Below are 19513 nucleotides of genomic sequence, written 5' to 3'. Positions count from 1 at the left end.
AGAAGTGTGCAAATGCACACTTCTTTCAAAAAATTAGGATCAATTTATTTTATTAATAACCAGGGTTTTGTCTTAAACTAGTATTCGCTTGAATTTTATTCAAAGGAACAGGAAAAACTTGTCTCGTCGCTGGAGAAGTTGGCTTTTCCCACCAAGGAGATCCAAATCTTCCAAATCTAATCAAGTCAGACCTTCTCCATCCTTCAACAAATAACTCTCTACCTCTCTCTTCCAACAAGTTATCCAAAGTTAGCGTTGTGTATGGATCTACTCCAGCTCTTTGTCTTACCATATTTACATATTGTAATCCTCCCGCAGCATCTCCTTGTCTCAAAAGCACCTCAGCTTTCAATAAGATAACATCTGCATATCTAAACACTGGAAAGTCATTGTTCAAGTTAGGTTGAGCACCAATCGCTATTTCAAATTTATTGACTCTCGCACCAGCTTGACGATATGCATTAGGCTGTAACTGATTGATTTGAGGTGTAAAATTGACTTCAGGCCCATCAGGATCGCCATCAAAACCAACATCATCTCTTAAACGTGTCACTCCATCCAAAGCAAATTGAGGACCCACCAAGAAATTATTCTTTCGAAGATCGTCATCACTATAGCTATTATAAAACTCTTCCAAAGCAGCATAGCCATTCCATGGCTGATCTACAAGATCAAAAGTCTTTTGTGATTCATAATGTAATGCCATATGATGAATATTAAATCCACCAGCATTATTCGCATCATAAGGTAAAGTGAAAATGTTTTCTACGGAGTTTGCATTTGCACTCGCAAAATTGGCAAAATAGTTAGTTGATAAGCTATATGGTCCTTGGTTAATTATTACATCCAGAACATTATTGGCTTCTGTCCATTTTGGCTGACCAATATAAACTTCGGCATTCATATATAGCTTAGCCAAAATCATGTGTGCAGACCAATAGTTAAAATTGGTTCTTCTGTTGTCTCTCGTAAGAATGTCCAAGTTTTCAAGAACACTTGACTCAATGAAATTGAAAAGTTCTTCTCTTGAAGAGCTGGGTGGGTTTGCAGATGTAGTAGTTTCTATAATCAAAGGAACCCCACCCCCGAAATTATCCAATAACACTAAGTAGCAAAAAGCTCTAAGAACTTTCATTTCTCCAGCCAACTCTTCAATGCCACCAAATTGTTGTATTAAAGCATTGGCTTCTGCAATTACTCTGAAGGGAATATCCCAAACTCCATTAAGCTCACCATCATCTACATTCCAAGTATGTCTGTGTGCCCTAACCCAAGTACCCCCATCGTTCCAGTCTCCCCCTTTCACAGGAATTGCAATTTCATCAGAAGTGATTTCTTGATAACTATATAAGCCACCATGACCTCCCCAGCTTCCATCTCCCATCAATCGGCTATAAGCTGACTGCTTAAGAACCTCTGCCAATTCAGGTGGTGCTTCATTGATCAATCTTTCCTGAGTCACACCTGTCAGTACTTCTTGTTCTAGCTCACACGACACCATGGTCGCTGCGACTAGTCCTCCTACACAAATTGTTTTTATAGATCGTAACATAGTATAATTCAGTTTATGTTATTTAAAGGTTATTGTCAATCCCGTAGTCCAAATTCTAGGGATAAAATATGTACTTCTTCTTTCGATACCTGGTGCTAATTGATCAAAACCATTATCTACTGGATCTCCCCACCTAACTTCAGGATCTACACCTGTGAAACTTGAAATCGTAAATAAATTTTGAACCCCGGCATAAAATCTAAAATTAGAAATAGCTGATGATTTTGTTGGAATATTATACCCAAACTGTAAGTTATCTAATCTTATGAAATCTCCTCTTTCTATATATAGATCAGAGATTTGACTTGGTGTACTGGTGATTCTTGGGCTGGATGGAGTATTTTTGGTAACTACAGAGTTCCAAGTTGCATTGCCGTCTCCTTCGTAGAACAGCCTAAATGAATTCAGCATTTGATGCCCCCAAGATCCTCTTAAAAGGAAGTTTAGATCGAAGTTCTTATAGTTAAATTGATTAGTGAAACCGAAATCTCCTGTAGGAAGTGCATTCCCCAATCTCTCAAACTCATCAGGCGAAGTCGTGCTAAGCACTACTGTTCCATTCTCTAAGATCCCTTCTACTCTAGGGCCGTATATATCACCTACCAACTGACCCTCAATATTTCTAATAACTTGAGCATTATTCACACCTGGTGCTCCAGGTACACCTCTTCTAATTTCAGGCAATGTCAAACCACCTGCACCTATATCTTGAATTCTTGCTCTTTTGTAAATGGTAAAAATAGCTGTAGGGGTCCAAGTAACTCCACCTCCCAATTTAATATCATTTGCTGACATCAAGAATTCAAAACCAGCACTATTTAAACCTGCAATGTTTGCCCAAATAGTATTAGCAGTGTAAGGGAAAAATTGTCCAGGTTGATCTGCTCTAGGATTGAAAGGATTTGGCTGACCAACATTCACTCCTACCTCAAATAGCAAATCTTGAATATTTCTAATATAATAATCCATGCTACCCGTGATCTTACCATTGAATAATGCGTAATCCCAACCTAAAGTCAATTCTCTAGTAGTTTCCCATTTTAAAAATTGGTTAGGATTATTCAACTGTCTCGGTGCAACGTTGGCTGAATTCAATTCAGTAGGATCTAAAAGAATTCTATTACCATTTCCATAAATACCAAGCGCTAAAGTTGGTGAAGGAGGTAATTGTCCAACAATACCAAATGAACCTCTCAACTTAAATTGATTGAATGGCCCCATGTCGAAAATCTGAGTCAAATCAGAACCTGCTGAAAACGCTGGGAAATAACCAGTCTGATTTTCAGGACCAAAACCCGAATACGTTTCTGCTCTTAGTGTAGCTGAAAAGAAATACGTGTTTCTGAAATTAAAATTTGCACGTGTAAATACAGAATTTAATATTGACTTGGTAGCATTGCTGTATAAGTTGGTGTTATCACCGAAACGAATTCCTCCTGCTCCAAGATTATTCCATGATTGGTCATATAAAAACTGTCTTGCTTGTGCTCCAAATGCTCGGTCTTCATAAAGTTGAGTTTCCGCCCCACCTAGCAAGGACATATTCATTCCATCAAATATTTCCTTTTCGTATCTTAGGTTACCAGAGATAATTGTGTTTGTCCGATCATAAGTATTTTGTTGAGCAATACCTTTGTTTGCACCTCCACCTCCTGGAGCCCCATCTCTTCGTGTTGAGTATTGACCATTTAATGTGTTCAATACATCTTGTGAAAACTGCGCCGAAACAATCAAATCATCAGTAATGTCATACTCTGCTCTGTAAGAATAAATCGCATTTCTAACTTTTGTTTGATTTGTTCTTTCATTTATCAATGAAACTGGGTTGTTGTTATCAAACCCAGCTGGTCTAAAATAACCAGCGAAACTCAAATCTGGATCGTTACTATAAACTGGCATAGTTGGGTTCAAAATAGTAGCATATAGTAATGCATCACCAGGAACATCATTCGCCTCTGTATTAGTGAAAGCCAGACTGAGATTCATTCTCAACCTGTTGTTTAATGCACCATGGTTAAGATTCAATCTAGTATTTAATGTTTCTCTTCCTGAGTTTTTAACTACACCTTGGTTATTTCTATAGTTTACTGAGGCAAAATAATTGGTATTTTCATACCCACCAGATACAGAAGCATTTGTGGTCGCATTGAGAGCAGTTCTAAGAATCTCATCTCTCCAATTAGTGTTGCTACCAAAGTCAGAAGTCGATGGTCTTCTAGCTCTAAACTCATCTGGTGATAACACAGGTATAAGTCCTGTTGCTTGTTCTGCAGTACCAAAGGTATTTATTGTTACATTGGCAAAACCTTTTTTACTACTTCCTTGCTTGGTAGTGATCAAAATCACACCTGCAGCTCCTCTGGTTCCATAGATAGCGGCCGCAGACGCATCCTTGAGTACATCTATAGTCTCGATATCATTTGGATCTACTGCATCAATTGAAGCACCAATCACACCATCCAAAACTATAAGAGGAGATGAGTTAGCTCCAAATGAAGAAATACCTCTTAACCTAACTGTTGGTTGAGCGTTTGGTGAACCACCTGGTGTAGATATGTTCAAACCAGCAACCTTCCCAGTTAATAATGACTGAGGATTGGTAAAGTTACCTTTGTTGAACCCCTCAGTTCCAATACTTGCAACCGCACTAGTAATTTCCTTTTTATCTTGAGTACCATACCCAATTACGACCGCTTCTTGAAGAGATTGAATGTCTTCATCTAGCTCCACGTTAATTGTACTTTGATTCCCTATAGTAACTTCTTGTGCAGTAAAGCCTACAAAAGAAAATACCAAAACTTGATCTCCTCCTTGTAAAGAGATTCTATACTTCCCGTCTAAGTCTGTAGTAACACCTCTTGTGGTACCTTTGACTAGAACAGTAACACCTGGAAGTGGCTCACCCATGGTCTTGTCCATGACTGTACCTGAGACTTCGCGGCTCTGAGCATTTACATTGAATACTGCTGACATTAGCAGTACAATCAACATGAACACTTTCACTTGCTGTAAATTTTTTCTCATAGGGTTTGTTGTTTTGAAAAAAACGGTTTTTCGGTTTAATAGTTAATTTCAAATCTAAGTTGTTTCAATAATTTTAATTTTGCAATTCTTAACATTTGCAAAACATGAGATTCACAAATGAAGCTGTTAACAGAACACACCTATTTTTTATGATTCGGTAAAGATCCTACTAGATCATTATCATATTCACAACCGAAAACGATTGATATTTTTGAATAGTTAAAATTTTTAGGTTTTATTAAAAATGTGAAAAAAACATACACTTTTCTTCTTTCCTTGACATAATAAATTAACAATTACTCAAAAAGCGTCTAAACAATAAATCCATCACTTAAAATAAAAAAGCAACCTTTCAAACAAAACATACTCAATGATTCAATTCCAAAATTGTAGACATGAGTGATTTGAGAAAAATATTGAAGATCTACCGCTGTGCTAGAGAACTTGATATTAACCAATTGAGGGTATCGTTGATATTAGTGTCTTATGGACATTGATTTTTGATGAATAGCAACTGAAGGATTGTTGGTAATTACAATGAAGGTCAGCACGAAGAAAAAATATAGCTTTCTTCAATTAATCAGTCTCCTTCGTTATTTACTTGAAGTATAAGCGAATAGGATTTGTAGATCAATAATAGTGTATGAAAAATATGGATATACGGAACTTTGCCAATAACATTACAAAATCCCGATTTACCTAACTTCCGATATAAATTGATATTGGATACTTATGGATATTGACCATTAACAACCTGTATACCAAGGAATTGAAGTCATTATCAAAAAAGCGTATAATCAGTATGAAAAATTTAAAATTCATCAATTGTCCTTCAAATTTTTCAACCAAGCAGTCAAATCTGCATTAGTTTCAATATCAAGTTTTTTCCTAAGCCGATATTTCTTCATCTGCACAGTTTTGCTTTGAACAAATGTGAAGTTTGCAATATCCTTTGTGGTGAAGTTGAGGTATAAAAATGCACAGAGCTTATATTCTTCCTGAGTTAGATCTGCATCTAGAGATTCAAGCGCTTTCCAAAATTCTGAATGGACTTCTTTAAACTTTGCTAAAAAAGCTGGGTCATTGATCTTTGCTGCTTCTAATACATCATTGAATGAATCAAGAACTTTTCTTTCTAAATTTTCTTTCTCTTCTTCTAATATCCGGACTTCTGAATTGATCTTATGAACACGCTTTTTGACCTTTCTTAATCGCATATAGATGAGGGCTGAAGCAAAAATCACGAATACGATCAATAGCACAACATAGACCTGACTTTTAGTAGCATTATTATCGATGACAGCTTCCTCATATTGGTCGATCATCATAAAATTGGATTTCCCAATGAAATGATTGTTTTTCAGTTTGATCAAATCAGAAAGCACTTTAAGCTCTTGATTTTGATCTTGAATTTCCTTGTAGTATAAAGCTAAAAGATTGAGTATTTCTACTTTCAAATACACTCTATTGAGATTTTCTGAAATGACATATGCATCCTTTAAGAAAATAAAAGCTTTATCTCTATTTCCCTCTCTCAAATGATATTTACCAGCAGCCAGTGTTAGCCAAAATTTTGTACTAATGGGTTGATTCTGCACTTGTAGTTGAGTTTCTAGCTTATTATAGTAGAAAGCAACCGAATCTTTACTTCCTTGGGTATTTTGATAATATTCCAAGTAAACAGGAAGTTCTTTTGTGGGTTCTCCGTAAGCTGATGCCTTATAGCAATATAAAATGGCTTTAGTCAAATCATTCTGTTTGGCATGATATATTGCTTGAGAACTATACAATTGACCAAGCTGATTGGATTTTATTTGGCTATTTGTGTCTTGAATTGCATACTCTATTGCCCGTAGATTACTAAGAATTGCTAAATCAATCAATCCCAATTGATTATACAGTCTTGCGGCACTTTGATATAATCGGGACTTAAGAAATAATTGGTCCGTATTCCTTAATTCATTTTCGACTTCATGGATCAGTTGTGTCGACACCTCATAATTTTCGATAATCCTAAGCAGATTGACGATTTCAATTTTCCCAAAAATCACGTCATTTTTGGATAAGTTATTGGATGGAGCAAATTCTATAAAAGTCTCCATCCATTTCAATCCCCTCTCATAATTACCTGTTCTTTTGAACTCTTCCAAAGATTCAAGCATAAAAGCTTGACGCTCTGTAAAAGCACTAGACTTATTTGCACATGAAAATATTTGCAAAACGGCAAAAATGATAACATTAAAATACTTCTGCATCAATACTAGTCGCCTTCTCTATAAATCAAAAAACACCAAATCAACTAATCAATATATAACTAAAATGGTTTCTCCTTAATCCAATTCCATCCATGATCATATTGGGTTCATATTGATCGTAAACTCTAACTATGCCCTTATTAGAAAAGTTTTCTTCAATTACTCGAACTATAGCATTAAAGTTTTTTATATCGCCAATAAAAAACACATCAGGTTCTCCATTGAGCTCTTCCAATTTATTCTCTAATCTCAACCCAGAAGCATTTACTCCCAAACAATTAAATCTTTTACTTGAAAGCGCATGCTTTATTTTTTTCACTCTTGATTTGTCTTTATCTAAAATCAAATAATTTATCTTATTCATAATGTCGTCATTCAAAAACTTAAACCTAATGATAATACACGCTATATTAACTACTTATATAAGTAAGTCATAAAATCATGTTATAATATGTAATTAAGAGGAGTACCCCTACCCTTATTCTTTAACCATTCTGATTAAAAACATATTTAAATCAACATTAGATGTTATACCTAGTCTTTTCCTGATCCGATACTTTCTTGACTCAACAGCTCGAATACTACTTTTAGTAAAAACAGCAATATCCTTGGTAGAAAAATCTAACCTCATCAAACAACAAGCTTTCAAATCCATCATATTGATGTCTTTTAAGACCAATTCGATATGCGCAACAAACCTTGGATAACGCTTTTCAAATTCAACTATAAAAAGGTCATTTATCCCTCCATTCCTAAACTCATCTATCCATGCTGTGTCTGCTAGTGATTCTTGTAATAATGATCTTCGGAGAGCTAAGGTATCCTCTGCTTCTATCCCAATTCCCATTTGCACTTTGACTCCTTGCTGTTGATTTGTGTTGTAGACCTGTCCCATAATATTTTTTTTAAGTGTGTTCCCTAATACTTTAAAACGTCACATTTAACGTGCTGTAAAGTAAGTCAAAAAAGCACCTTAGGCGGAAATTTAAGGGTTCTACAAAAGTACTACACGCTGATAAAAAAAATAAAAAGACGTCATACGTTGATTTTAGGCACATTTGCGAACTACATGCGTACTACATTGAAAAATGAAAAAAAACGCAATTTTAAAATCAATACCCAGTAGAAAATTGATGCAATTAAGGCCTAAATTAATACAAACTAAAACATAATTTATTCAAAAACTAAATTGCACACCAAAAAGTGATGAAGTATTAGGGTAAAATCATATTAATGAAAAATTCAAACAGCTACAAGTGATTGATCTTCCCCTTTAGAATCAATCGTCAAATTTTTTTATAAATTTTTGACCCAATCATACAAATCTGTGTTTGGATTTACCCCCAGTTTTTTTCTTAACCTATACTTTTTCATTTGTATAGTTTTATGTTGGACAAAAGTATAAGATGATATCTCTTTTGAAGAGAAATTTAAGTAAAGCATGGCACAAAGTTTCAATTCATCAATTGATAACTTAGGCTCAATGTCTTCCAACTTTTCCCATAATTCTTCATATATCTCTTGAAACTTTGCTAAAAATGAGGGATCATTATTTTGAGCAGAAAGAAGCAAGTCATTGAGACCATCAGCAACCCTTCTTTCAAGTTGACTTTTCTCATCTGCTATATTCTTGACATCTTCCTCTAAATTTCTAAGCTTTTGTTTTCCTTTATTTTTTACTATAAAAATATAAATGATCATCATTCCACTGACTAAAGAAATGAATATTATCCAAAATCGGTAAATAGAGTTATCCTCAACTGGTATTTTAGCTAAATACACCTTAAGCCTACTTGCGGTTTCGTTAGTCAACTTAAAACTATTAATACTCAGTTTCCTATAGCGAAGGTCATTGATTTTTTCTAAATAATTAAAGACTCCTTTCTCATCTCCAACCCTCTTGTAATAATCCAAAAATAAATTGTAAGACGTTTCATAAATTGGAAATCTATCTAGAGTTGTGGCTAATTGTTCTGCTAATTCTGCATGATTTTTTGCGGATTCAAAATTCCCTCTATCCAAATCATATCTCCCCGCAGCGACCATCAACCAAAACCTAGTATTTACTGGATCTTTGTCTAAAGATATCCTCTCAATCGTTTTATTGTAAAAAAAATCAGCTGAATCCCTATTTGGTTTATACAGCGTAAAATGGGTAAGTAAATATCCTAACTCGTAATAATTATTTTCATTTAACCCAAACACCTTTGAAGAATAAAAATAAGCAGAGTCATACATACCTAATTTTTCAAAGAATTTGGATCTTGTAAAATTGTAATAATTTATTCTAATCTGCTTAGTAGGACTATCAGGTTCAAGTTCCACATAATCAATTGCATTTTTATTATGGAGCAAAACAAGTTCTGAAAGGCCTAACTGATTGTACAATTGTGCAAATTCTTGGTTTAGCCTACCCTTAAGTAATGGTTCATCCAAATCGAGAAGGTCATTCTCTATTCTGTTTAGGAGATATAAGCACTCTTCAAATTGTCCGATGATCCATAAAAGATTTCCTAACTCGATTTTTGAATAATATTCCGTTTGAAAACTTCTTGATTGATCACTCTCCAAAAAATCCAGGATAAATAAAATGGCCTCATTATATTTCCCCTCTCTTTTAAATTTATTTATTTTATTTTGAATGTCATCAGAATCAATAGACTCCCCAAAAGATTCCAAATGGAGCAGATTTAAAAATCCAAAAATTATAATTATCGATATATTTTTTATTGAAAACATTCTTGATATTCGAGACAAATCGTCTGTATAAACTGAGTTTGGATGACAAATTAATTACCTTTTCCAAACTTTCAAGAAGAAAAATTGTTTTCGTAAGAAAAAAATAAAAAAATGATTGCTTGAAATAAAATTTTATAAGCAAACTAAAATTGTGTTTTTAAATATTCAGGCATTAAATACACCCTGATGACTCCTTATCTATAGCACATTATTAAGGCAATCACCTATAAATTTTACGAAACACTAATAAAAGTGTAAACCACATGATCATTGATTAGTAAAAAGTGATAAAGTACAAAAATAGTCACTACTTCCAATTTAGTTTTTGACTAGTCTGTAAGATAGGTAATTCTCAATGATCTAGTAGGAGTATTATTAGCGGTAGTAGGTTCAATACCTGCATTTGATCCATGATTTGTATCTCCTGAAACAGCTTTGGTGAATGACATTCTAATGCGATCTCCGGCCTGTAGCAATGTCAAATCAAAGGGAATTGTTATACTATGTGGCGTATTAGTGGCACGCCTTTCCATGGTGTACATGGTGCTTGCAATATTAGTCCATGTACTTCCACTATTAGTAGACCGCTGCAAATTCAACCTAACGCCTGTCTTTGAACTTGTGCTACTAATTTTAGGGTTATGATTGATAAAACCAGTGAAATCGTAATAGCCCGTGGTCTTGATCTCAAATTCAGTGTCATTTAACCTCTCCACATAACCCGGATTGGTAATTAACACATCACCAGTGGCCCATGGTATGGGAACAACTGAGGACATTGAATTGAAGTTTGAGAGATTTGTACTTGATAGCAAAAAAGTAGAAGTAGCACTTAAATAATAATCTAAGGGTGACAGGTATGCAATAAGCTCTTGAAGGGTAACATACTTCTCCCAACTACTTCCATTCCATACATACAACCTATTGGCTGTGACTCCGTTGACTCCTGTCGTATTTTGCGTATTGTAAACCCATAGACCTGTTACTGGACTAGCGATAGGACTGCCTTGGGTAATGCTAGATAATGAAACTCTAGGAAATAGAAATCCACGCTTCTGACCAACTGGCAATGAATTGACATTCATATGCATAATAGCTGATGGATGGGGACTTGTAGTAGAAACCCCAGTCTGCGACATCAATTCCGAATAAGTTCCGAAAAATATCAAGATACTGGCAATTAAATTAAATTTCCTCATAACAATTTATTATTGACCTAATTTAGAAATCTTCAAGACTTTACTAAAATTCAAACCTGTAGGAACCGTGATTGCTACATTACTGTCAGAACCAGACCCATGGTCAGCTCCAGTAGTTTTTAAAACTGTACATCGAATTCTGTCCCCTTGATTCAAAGACAAAACCATTGGTGAATTGATAACAGTTCTTGAAAAGTTTCCCATTGGCTCACCAAACACACCCGTAGACTGTAATCTTGTTTGCCAAGTAGTACCTCCATTGGTCGATACTTGAATTCTAAAAATTATATTGGTGAGCGAACTAGATCCTGTTCTTGGATTATAATTAATATAACCTGAAACCTCATAATCTCCCGTACTATTAATAAGAAACTGATTATTGTTCAACGTTACATGATTACCGTTATTAACAATCACATTAGCTTGTGAGTATGTTACCACTACATCCTGACCATTATTCAAAGTATTTAAATTAGTCCCTGAAAAAGTTTGGGCAGCCGTCTCTTTCACAAAGAATACTTGAGGCAATAATAAATCCTTAACTTCTAAAGTATTAATAACTTTCTGCCAACGAGACCCATCCCAATAATAATAATTATTGGCTTGCACAGCATTAGAACCAGCGCCTGCATTTTGAGTATTATATACCATCAAACCAGCTACAGGATTCGGAATAGTAGATACATCCACTGCACTCGTTAGATTAACTTGAGGGAAAAGAACTCCTCCATTTCTAGATTCGGAACTAACTTCCAAAACTGTAGAAGGATGAGGTGTAACAGTGCCAATTCCAGTCTGACCAAAAACATTTCCAAAAAAAATTAAACTAACAATTAGAACTAAGCCTTTTTTTTCCATTTTAATTTAAATTTTGAATGAATAAAATGAGATGAATTAAAATGCAAATTCGATCAGTTGTAACCTAAGAGATTTTGAAATCGGGGAACTATCTGGAGCTCTTATTTCACCTGTACCTTGCACAGAACTATCAGTGGTGAATGGATTCTGAGTAAATAAACGAATGAATTCTCCCGCTTCCAACCTTACTGCCGTCAAAGGAATTATCAATGTTTTTAAATCACTTGCACTTCCTGCGCCCCAAGCACCTCTAACACTATCTATATCTTGCCAAGAGCTAGATGTTGCACTTGGAGCCTTTTGAATCTTTAAATTTTGAAGTGCTCGATTTGAGGATGAACCATTAGGGTCATAATTAATAAAAGCCGACACCTCATAAAGTCCTGAAACATTAATCCTTATAGATCCATTACTTTGAAGCGTAGCAATATTGCTTTGATTCAATACCACATCACTCGTTTGAAAGGTTACTTGAAATTCATTGGAATTTGAACTTGGTGAATTTTGGGATGCTGAAGACCTCAAATAAAAAATTCGTGGTCTAATCAGCTCTTCAATGACTAGATTACCTGGTAATCCCTGCCATGCAGTCCCATCCCAGAAATAGTACCGACCAGCCACAACTTCATTTGGGGAACTACCGGCATTTGCGGTATTAAACACTACCAGTCCATTGGCTGGACTGGGGATAGTGGCTTGATCCGTCCTACTTGTCAGTGCAATACTGGGACCTTTGAAGCCCCTGTCTGAAGCATTTAATTCTACGACAGAAGTCGGGTTGGGTGAGGTAGTTCCTATGCCCGTTTGGGCAAAGGAAACGATCCCAAAAGCCAGCAAAAGAAAAGCAAACAAAAATGTTTTTTTGATTAGCTTAATCATAATTATGATACTTTTGATCCAATAAAATTCTTTCTAATTTTTCAATTCGCTCTTGCAAAGAGATCATCTCAGCTTTGTTCTTTGTCATCTCAGCATCCAAAGCTTTCATTTTTCTTTCTTGCTCGATGGAATAAAGAAAAAGTTCTTCTATTTTCTCCAAAAGCTGTATAGAGAGTTCAGTTTGGTTGATAATGTACTCACCTTTTTCATTTTTTTGCAGTTCATCAATTTTCGCTATACCTGGAAGATGTCTATTTTGATTGATAAATTCCTCTATTTCCCCCAGTGATTTGAAGCTATAGTCCTTATTTAAAGAGGAATTTCCTTCAAAATAATCTTCGAATACATAATCAGCATACACTGAGCTAGTAGTCAGTATGGAGCCATTTACGGCTAATAAGATGGCAGGATTGGTATTTCCTAACATATTATTTGTCCCAATACCAACTCTACCCGTAGGAGAAATCTCCAGTCGTGTGATGTCGTTTGTTGTAAAACCTACCGGAGTCAGGGATGTAGTACCAATCAACATCCCTGTAGAAGTTCCCTCAGAGACGATTTGACTTGCTGCGTTTGCATCTTGATAAATACTAATAATGGCATCACCAGACTGCAAAATCAAGTCTGATCTCCCTCCAGCAACATAGGTTATATTTCTTAAAGTGGCATCTGTACTTGTTTGATCAATAGAAAAAAATCTAGAACTGGTTCCATTACCAGAATTAAACCTTAGCTGATTGTTGTTCATGGTGACAGTTCTATCGGAAGTCAAGGTTCCGTTGGCATTGTAGAGATTAACGAAATTTGGTGCGCTTAGGGTTTTGAGTACTCCATCTGAATCAGCCACTACAAATCTATCCGTAGTTTGATTACCAGCATTAGAGAAGATGGATCTAACCCTAGCGTTTCCATTAACGTCTAGTCGCTCAGAAGGCGCACTGATAGACATCCCTACATTCCCATTGTTAAGAATAGTCAAACGTTCCTCAATATTAGTAGTACCTACTGCTGTCGTCCAAAAAGTAATTTTAGAAGGTAAGCTCGTTGCAGAGGGTGTGCCATCAATATGCATTCTCATCCTAGCAGCTGGAACGAAGCTTGTACCATTGAAAATATTCCCATTCGTCGAACTCATCAAAGAATTGGCAGGTGGAATAGTGGGATTTTCAGGTGTACCACCCGCTCTATTTCCATTCCATCCAAACGATCCCGTATTATCTAAAAATGTATAAACTGCAAAGGTTGTATTGACGGCATTAAAACCACCAAAATACTGCAAATCAGTTTTATTTGCAAACTGTTCATAATAACTAGGCACACTTGATACTATCAGGTTATTGTTGGGGCTTTTACTTACCATAGCTTTGATTTGATTATTGCTTCTCAAAGCAAGACTTTGATTATCAGTAGTACCCACAAAATTGGACACCGAGGAGGTACCCTCATTTCCTTCAATCATCCAGGAGTTAGGTAATTGATCAATTAACCTAACCCATCTATTAGCAGAAGCACTCCAATAATAATATCCTGGAGAAACGTCATTTACTGTTGCTGTATTGAAGACCGTAAGGGCATTTGCAGGAGAAGTGACGGGAGCAGCCACCGTTGTACTGCTTAATGCCACTCTTGGTATAAGCATTCCTCGATTTGCTGATTCGATTTCTAGCATGGCACTACCATTTATACTGGTAGGATTATCACCCACTTTGGTTTGTGCATTCGCTTGCCAAGCAAAAAACATGGAGGCAGCAACTGCCAATAGTATTTTTGATTTCATATAAATATAATTAAATGATGTTTTAAAGATTGAGTTATATAATAGATATCAATTAATGATCCTGCTGTTATAAATCTAGGATATTGATTAGAATGGTAATTTCAAAACCACTTTTTTAGCATTATTCATATCAAAATTAATTCAACAATAGGAGTGGTTTAAAATTCAATGTTTAATTTTAATATTGATATTTTATTCAACTCAGAAACAGAAATATTACCCTAATCCAGTACCCGATTTTAATTTAAATTTAAAGGATTTCAAGTTCAACATATTTGACCTAAACACAATAACCAATCATTGTCAGTGATTGATCAAACATTCTACTATTTAATTTCAGCATTTAATCAGTCTTCAATTATTAAACTAATCCTAAGAGACTTGGTGATTTGCCCTGTATTTGCAACGATACCCGCATTTGCTCCATGATCCAATCTATTTAATCCAGTATTTCTTGTAGCTCTAAATCTTAATTTTTCACCCGCAGCAAAAGATACAGTAGTTGAAGAGTAAGGGATAGATGAAAAGGTATTACCAACTCCTCTTCCCAATGCATAGATTGTAGCATTTATTGTTTCCCAAGAACCGCCTGTAAACTTTTGAAGTACAAATACAACATCCGTTTGATTTGATGTTTGAGTATTTGTTGAACTAGTTTCAGGTCTTTGAGGATGACAGTTAAAAAAACCTGAAATATCATAAATACCTGTTTTCATAACAGTAAATGAGGTATTATCAGAATCTAAAGAAATGATATCACTGTTAGAGAAAATAACCTCACTAGCCTGCCAAGTTATATCTACTAAATTACCTGCATTGAAAGTATTAAGCGGAGAAAATTGCTGCCCCGTGGTAGATTGTATAGAGTAATTTTTAGTCTCAATAAAACCAGAAATTTCTTCTCTAGCAAAATATCTTTCCCAAAGTTGAGATGAAGTATTCCAAGTGTACACTTTGTTGGCTTGCACAGCATAGGCTCCAACAGTATTTGAGGTATTATAAATCAAAAGACCATTAATAGGACTCTGAATAGTGATAACATCATCAGTTCCAGTCAAAGCAACTCTTGGAAGTAAAAACCCTTTTTTTGAACCTACTGCCAAAGATGAGACATCCATTTCCAAAATCGCTGATGGATTGGGATTAACCGTACCTAAACCTGTCTGAGCATAGGAACTTGAAATTACTAAATATAATATTGAAATGGTTATCAAGAATAGTCTACTTTTCATCATTCAATTTTTAATATTCTTATATTCCTTGTAACAAATGTACCTTCACCGACATTGATAGAAACTATTGAACCTGAATTTCCATGAGTACCCCCATAATTATTTGGTCTTGCAATGACTATCCTCAACAAATCATTTTGTTCCAAATCCTTTAAAATAACTGGTGGTAAAACAACATTTCTAAAAAAACTACCCGTCAATAGGCTCCATGTACTTCTTGAGGTTGCAATAGTCTGCCATGTCGATCCTGAGTTTTTAGATAATTGCACACGAAATTCTAAAGCTGTTCTTGCATTGTTATAATTTGTTGATCCAGATTCATCGTTGTAACCATTTATCACCCTTGGATTATAATTGATAAAAGCTGAAAGTTCATAGACACCTGAACTATTTACCCTAAAAGTATTATTGTTGTTGAGTGTTAAATTATTGAAATTATTCACAAGGACAGAATTTGTCGGAAATGGCACTACTATACCAGTGCCATTGTTTAGATTAGTTAAATTAGTTCCAGTTATATCAAAAGCAGTTTCAATACCTTCACATTGGGCAAAAAAAACAGGTGGTAAAAGCAATCTTTTGGTCAATTGTCGGTCAGCGATATCTACCCATCTTGTCCCATCCCAAAAATAAATCCTATTTGCTTCGATAAAGTCTTCTCCTGAACCTGCATCAACCAAGTTGTATACCAAAAGTCCAATTGATGGATTTGGAATAGTTGAAGCATCTAATCTACTGGATAAAGCTAATCTAGGAAGTAGTACTCCTCCCATTTGATTGTCTGAGCTAACTTCTAGAACAGTTGAGCTATGAGGCTCTACTGTTCCCATACCGGTAATTTGAGCTTTGAGACTTGCTGTGACAAGTAGTAAAGGCATCAAGAATATAATTAACAAATATCTCTCTTTCATCTTGTTTGCTTTAAAATCCGATTAAATAGAGCCTCAAAGACTTTGAAACGGGGTTATTGACAGAGGTAGAGACTACTGAAGGATTTCCATGACTAGACCTTGTTCCAGAGGTAATTTTATTTGCAATTGTAAATCTAATTTGATCGCCAGCATTAAGCCTCACCACAGTCACAGGGATTTGAGCTGTCTGTAAATAATGTGTGGTATTTCTTCCCCATGATGTTCTGCCGCCAGCGATAAGCTGCCAATTGCCTGAACCTCCATCTCTCTTTTCAATGTATGTATTGAGCAAAGCTCTTCTTTCATCAGCTGTTTGAGATGGGTTATATTGTACAAATGCTGTCACTTCATATAACCCAGATTCAAGTATAGTGATTGTCTCATTATTAGTTAGAGTGGCAATATTTCCTGCATTAATTATCTGGGGGTTGGGGAATGATATAGCTCTATGTTCACCGTTATTGATATTACCAATTGTTTGAGTGTCGTTACTGTTTAAAACGAACACACCTGGAACACTTATATCTTCAAAAATCCGTGTAGTTGGAATATGATACCATTCTGTTCCATTCCAGTAGTAATACGAATTGGCATACACTTCATCAGGTGAAACTCCACTATTTTGGGTATTAAAAACTAATAAACCTGTTGCCGGATTTGGAATTGTCGATTGATCAAATCTATTAATCAAAGGTACATTTGGGCCCTTAAACCCCTTATTTAGCGAATTCAAATCTAAAATTGCAGATGGGTCAGGGGTGATTGTTCCAATTCCAGTTTGTGAGTACACAGAACAACTAAAAAGTAAAAATAGATTAAAAAGAAAAAGAAACCTCAAATTTCTTTTTCTCAAAGTACTTTGCTCAATCAGATTAATCTTGTTCATTTCCTCCTTAATAAATTACAACTCTAAAACCATTAGTCTTCCTCAGGAACTTCATTTTTAAATAACTTTCATAAGTTATTTAATTCAAATTTGATATAAGTAAAAGCTGCTGGTGAAATACCAGCAGCTTTTGAATTATGACAGCTTCCCTATTTAATAATACTCAACTATGATGTAGTAAGTACCAGCTGGATGTAATACTGTTAATGAACCAGCAGTACCTAATACCAACTCCCTAGTATTTGAATCATAGCTAATGATATTTGTGCTAATTGAATTGGTTGCTTGATTGATAAATCTTACGCTAAGCAAGGTAGCTCCTGTTGGCACTTCAGTAGGTAAGGTCACCACATTTGAACTTCCACTAAACGTGGTAGTTCCTACAATTTCATAAACTGTCTGTCTACCTATCCACTTTTTCAAAGTATTCTGAGGCTCTGCCGTGCTATACACTTGATTTACTCTTCTGATTGTACCGTCAGCTTCTACAACCATAATACCATCAACATCGTCAAGGTCACTATCAGTTAATTCTACCAAACCTTCAAGTGCTAAAGTGTTATTTACATCTGTAGTGATGGTTGTTGGTTCGATTAATGGGCTAGTACCTAATCTTACTTCTCCTGTAGCAGTAATATACAGACCATTATCGGCTTCAACTTCTGTAACTAATGGTGAAAGGTTAACTGTTACGGTATTTCCATTCTCTATAGTCAGTGTCAGGATATTGGTAATAGGATCCAAACTGAAATCAGTGATTTCTTGCTCATCTGTATTCAAAGATGTATTTGTAATTATATAAGGACTAGCAATTGTACCATCACCTGCTACTGATATCCCTATTCCTGATTGAGTTACGCCTCCTTGACCATCTTGACCATTAACACCATCTTCGCCTCTCTCGCCTCTAGCTGGTAAACCTGTATCGACTCCGTTAATCTCCCAGTTTCCTTCCGCATTAATTACAGGTGTAGCTCCATCTTCGCCATCTTCGCCTCTCTCGCCTCTGGCTGGTAAACCTGTATCAACTCCGTTAATCTCCCAGTTTCCTTCCGCATTAATTACAGGTGTAGCTCCATCTTCGCCATCTTCGCCTCTCTCGCCTCTGGCTGGTAAACCTGTATCAACTCCATTAATCTCCCAGTTTCCTTCTGTATTAATTACAGGAGTGAAACCATCTTCACCTCTCTCTCCTCTGGCTGGTAAACCTGTATCAACTCCGTTAATCTCCCAGTTTCCTTCTGTATTAATTACAGGAGTGAAACCATCTTCGCCTCTCTCGCCTCGGGCTGGTAAACCTGTATCGACTCCGTTAATCTCCCAGTTTCCTTCTGCATTAATTACAGGAGTGAAACCATCTTCGCCATTTTCACCTCTCTCGCCTCTGGCTGGTAAACCTGTATCAACTCCATTAATCTCCCAATTTCCTTCTGCATTAATTACAGGAGTGAAACCATCTACGCCATCTTCGCCTCTTTCACCTCTGGCTGGTAAACCTGTATCAACTCCATTAATCTCCCAATTTCCTTCCGCATTGATTACAGGAGTGAATCCATCTACGCCATTTTCACCATCTTCACCTCTCTCGCCTCTGGCTGGTAAACCAGTATCAACTCCATTAATCTCCCAATTTCCTTCCGCATTGATTACAGGAGTGAATCCATCTACGCCATCTTCGCCTCTCTCGCCTCTAGCTGGTAAACCTGTATCAACTCCATTAATCTCCCAGTTTCCTTCCGCATTAATTACAGGAGTGAATCCATCTACGCCATTTTCACCATCTTCACCTCTCTCGCCTCGGGCTGGTAAACCTGTATCAACTCCATTAATCTCCCAATTTCCTTCTGCATTAATTACAGGAGTGAATCCATCTACGCCATTTTCACCTCTCTCGCCTCTGGCTGGTAAACCTGTATCAACTCCATTAATCTCCCAGTTTCCTTCTGCATTAATTACAGGAGTGAATCCATCTACGCCATCTTCGCCTCTCTCGCCTCGGGCTGGTAAACCTGTATCAACTCCGTTAATCTCCCAGTTTCCTTCTGAATTAATTACAGGAGTGAAACCATCTTCACCTCTCTCTCCTCTGGCTGGTAAACCTGTATCAACTCCGTTAATCTCCCAGTTTCCTTCTGAATTGATCACTGGGGTGAAACCATCTTCACCTTTTTCACCATCTTCGCCTCTCTCTCCTCTGGCTG

The 19513-nt window shown here is 36.0% G+C and carries 14 protein-coding genes; all 14 read right to left on the bottom strand.

Annotation, left to right across the window (positions count from 1 at the left end):
- Nucleotides 1–52 precede the first annotated feature (52 nt).
- Nucleotides 53–1552: a RagB/SusD family nutrient uptake outer membrane protein gene (locus MM214_RS17845; protein ID WP_241297536.1), complete on the bottom strand. Its 1500-nt coding sequence runs from the start codon at nucleotides 1550–1552 to the stop codon at nucleotides 53–55.
- Between the two features lie 18 nt (nucleotides 1553–1570).
- On the bottom strand, nucleotides 1571–4576 hold the full coding sequence (locus MM214_RS17840) for a SusC/RagA family TonB-linked outer membrane protein (RefSeq protein WP_241297535.1): 3006 nt from the start codon (nucleotides 4574–4576) through the stop codon (nucleotides 1571–1573).
- 821 nt (nucleotides 4577–5397) lie between these two features.
- On the bottom strand, nucleotides 5398–6831 hold the full coding sequence (locus MM214_RS17835) for a helix-turn-helix transcriptional regulator (RefSeq protein WP_241297534.1): 1434 nt from the start codon (nucleotides 6829–6831) through the stop codon (nucleotides 5398–5400).
- 40 nt (nucleotides 6832–6871) lie between these two features.
- Nucleotides 6872–7195: a hypothetical protein gene (locus tag MM214_RS17830; protein ID WP_241297533.1), complete on the bottom strand. Its 324-nt coding sequence runs from the start codon at nucleotides 7193–7195 to the stop codon at nucleotides 6872–6874.
- Nucleotides 7196–7309: 114 nt separating this feature from the next.
- On the bottom strand, nucleotides 7310–7726 hold the full coding sequence (locus MM214_RS17825; protein ID WP_241297532.1) for a helix-turn-helix transcriptional regulator: 417 nt from the start codon (nucleotides 7724–7726) through the stop codon (nucleotides 7310–7312).
- Between the two features lie 401 nt (nucleotides 7727–8127).
- Nucleotides 8128–9570 carry a tetratricopeptide repeat protein gene (locus tag MM214_RS17820; RefSeq protein ID WP_241297531.1) on the bottom strand — a complete coding sequence of 481 codons (1443 nt, stop codon included), beginning with the start codon at nucleotides 9568–9570 and terminating at the stop codon, nucleotides 8128–8130.
- 329 nt (nucleotides 9571–9899) lie between these two features.
- Nucleotides 9900–10769 (bottom strand): hypothetical protein, encoded by an 870-nt coding sequence (locus tag MM214_RS17815; RefSeq protein WP_241297530.1) that lies wholly within the window; start codon nucleotides 10767–10769, stop codon nucleotides 9900–9902.
- A 9-nt stretch (nucleotides 10770–10778) separates the two neighbouring features.
- Nucleotides 10779–11627, bottom strand: coding sequence for a hypothetical protein (locus MM214_RS17810; protein WP_241297529.1), 849 nt, complete (start codon nucleotides 11625–11627; stop codon nucleotides 10779–10781).
- 36 nt (nucleotides 11628–11663) lie between these two features.
- Nucleotides 11664–12506, bottom strand: coding sequence for a hypothetical protein (locus MM214_RS17805; RefSeq protein WP_241297528.1), 843 nt, complete (start codon nucleotides 12504–12506; stop codon nucleotides 11664–11666).
- Nucleotides 12499–14283 carry a hypothetical protein gene (locus MM214_RS17800; protein ID WP_241297527.1) on the bottom strand — a complete coding sequence of 595 codons (1785 nt, stop codon included), beginning with the start codon at nucleotides 14281–14283 and terminating at the stop codon, nucleotides 12499–12501. Before MM214_RS17800 ends, MM214_RS17805 begins: the two co-directional genes overlap by 8 nt.
- Before the next feature lie 347 nt (nucleotides 14284–14630).
- On the bottom strand, nucleotides 14631–15518 hold the full coding sequence (locus tag MM214_RS17795) for a hypothetical protein (RefSeq protein WP_241297526.1): 888 nt from the start codon (nucleotides 15516–15518) through the stop codon (nucleotides 14631–14633).
- The gene (locus MM214_RS17790; RefSeq protein WP_241297525.1) at nucleotides 15515–16393 is read right to left on the bottom strand and encodes a hypothetical protein; all 879 of its coding nucleotides are present in this window, start codon (nucleotides 16391–16393) and stop codon (nucleotides 15515–15517) included. Before MM214_RS17790 ends, MM214_RS17795 begins: the two co-directional genes overlap by 4 nt.
- 43 nt (nucleotides 16394–16436) lie before the next feature.
- Nucleotides 16437–17117 (bottom strand): hypothetical protein, encoded by a 681-nt coding sequence (locus tag MM214_RS17785; protein ID WP_241297524.1) that lies wholly within the window; start codon nucleotides 17115–17117, stop codon nucleotides 16437–16439.
- A 348-nt stretch (nucleotides 17118–17465) separates the two neighbouring features.
- A partial coding sequence (locus MM214_RS17780; RefSeq protein ID WP_241297523.1) for a collagen-like domain-containing protein occupies nucleotides 17466–19513 on the bottom strand: 2048 nt, incomplete at its 5' end.

Source organism: Belliella kenyensis (genome assembly GCF_022549675.1).
GTDB classification, from domain to species: domain Bacteria; phylum Bacteroidota; class Bacteroidia; order Cytophagales; family Cyclobacteriaceae; genus Belliella; species Belliella kenyensis.
The sequence above is the reverse complement of the archived record's forward strand: the minus strand, read 5'-3'. Positions and strand labels throughout refer to the sequence as shown.

Bases quoted from the DNA above. Each gene is read 5' to 3' on its own strand.
- MM214_RS17845 (WP_241297536.1), bottom strand. From the start codon at position 1,552: ATGTTACGATCTATAAAAACAATTTGTGTAGGAGGACTAGTCGCAGCG.
- MM214_RS17825 (WP_241297532.1), bottom strand. From the start codon at position 7,726: ATGGGACAGGTCTACAACACAAATCAACAGCAAGGAGTCAAAGTGCAA.
- MM214_RS17840 (WP_241297535.1), bottom strand. From the start codon at position 4,576: ATGAGAAAAAATTTACAGCAAGTGAAAGTGTTCATGTTGATTGTACTG.
- MM214_RS17835 (WP_241297534.1), bottom strand. From the start codon at position 6,831: ATGCAGAAGTATTTTAATGTTATCATTTTTGCCGTTTTGCAAATATTT.
- MM214_RS17795 (WP_241297526.1), bottom strand. From the start codon at position 15,518: ATGATGAAAAGTAGACTATTCTTGATAACCATTTCAATATTATATTTA.
- MM214_RS17800 (WP_241297527.1), bottom strand. From the start codon at position 14,283: ATGAAATCAAAAATACTATTGGCAGTTGCTGCCTCCATGTTTTTTGCT.
- MM214_RS17790 (WP_241297525.1), bottom strand. From the start codon at position 16,393: ATGCCTTTACTACTTGTCACAGCAAGTCTCAAAGCTCAAATTACCGGT.
- MM214_RS17820 (WP_241297531.1), bottom strand. From the start codon at position 9,570: ATGTTTTCAATAAAAAATATATCGATAATTATAATTTTTGGATTTTTA.
- MM214_RS17810 (WP_241297529.1), bottom strand. From the start codon at position 11,627: ATGGAAAAAAAAGGCTTAGTTCTAATTGTTAGTTTAATTTTTTTTGGA.
- MM214_RS17830 (WP_241297533.1), bottom strand. From the start codon at position 7,195: ATGAATAAGATAAATTATTTGATTTTAGATAAAGACAAATCAAGAGTG.
- MM214_RS17815 (WP_241297530.1), bottom strand. From the start codon at position 10,769: ATGAGGAAATTTAATTTAATTGCCAGTATCTTGATATTTTTCGGAACT.
- MM214_RS17805 (WP_241297528.1), bottom strand. From the start codon at position 12,506: ATGATTAAGCTAATCAAAAAAACATTTTTGTTTGCTTTTCTTTTGCTG.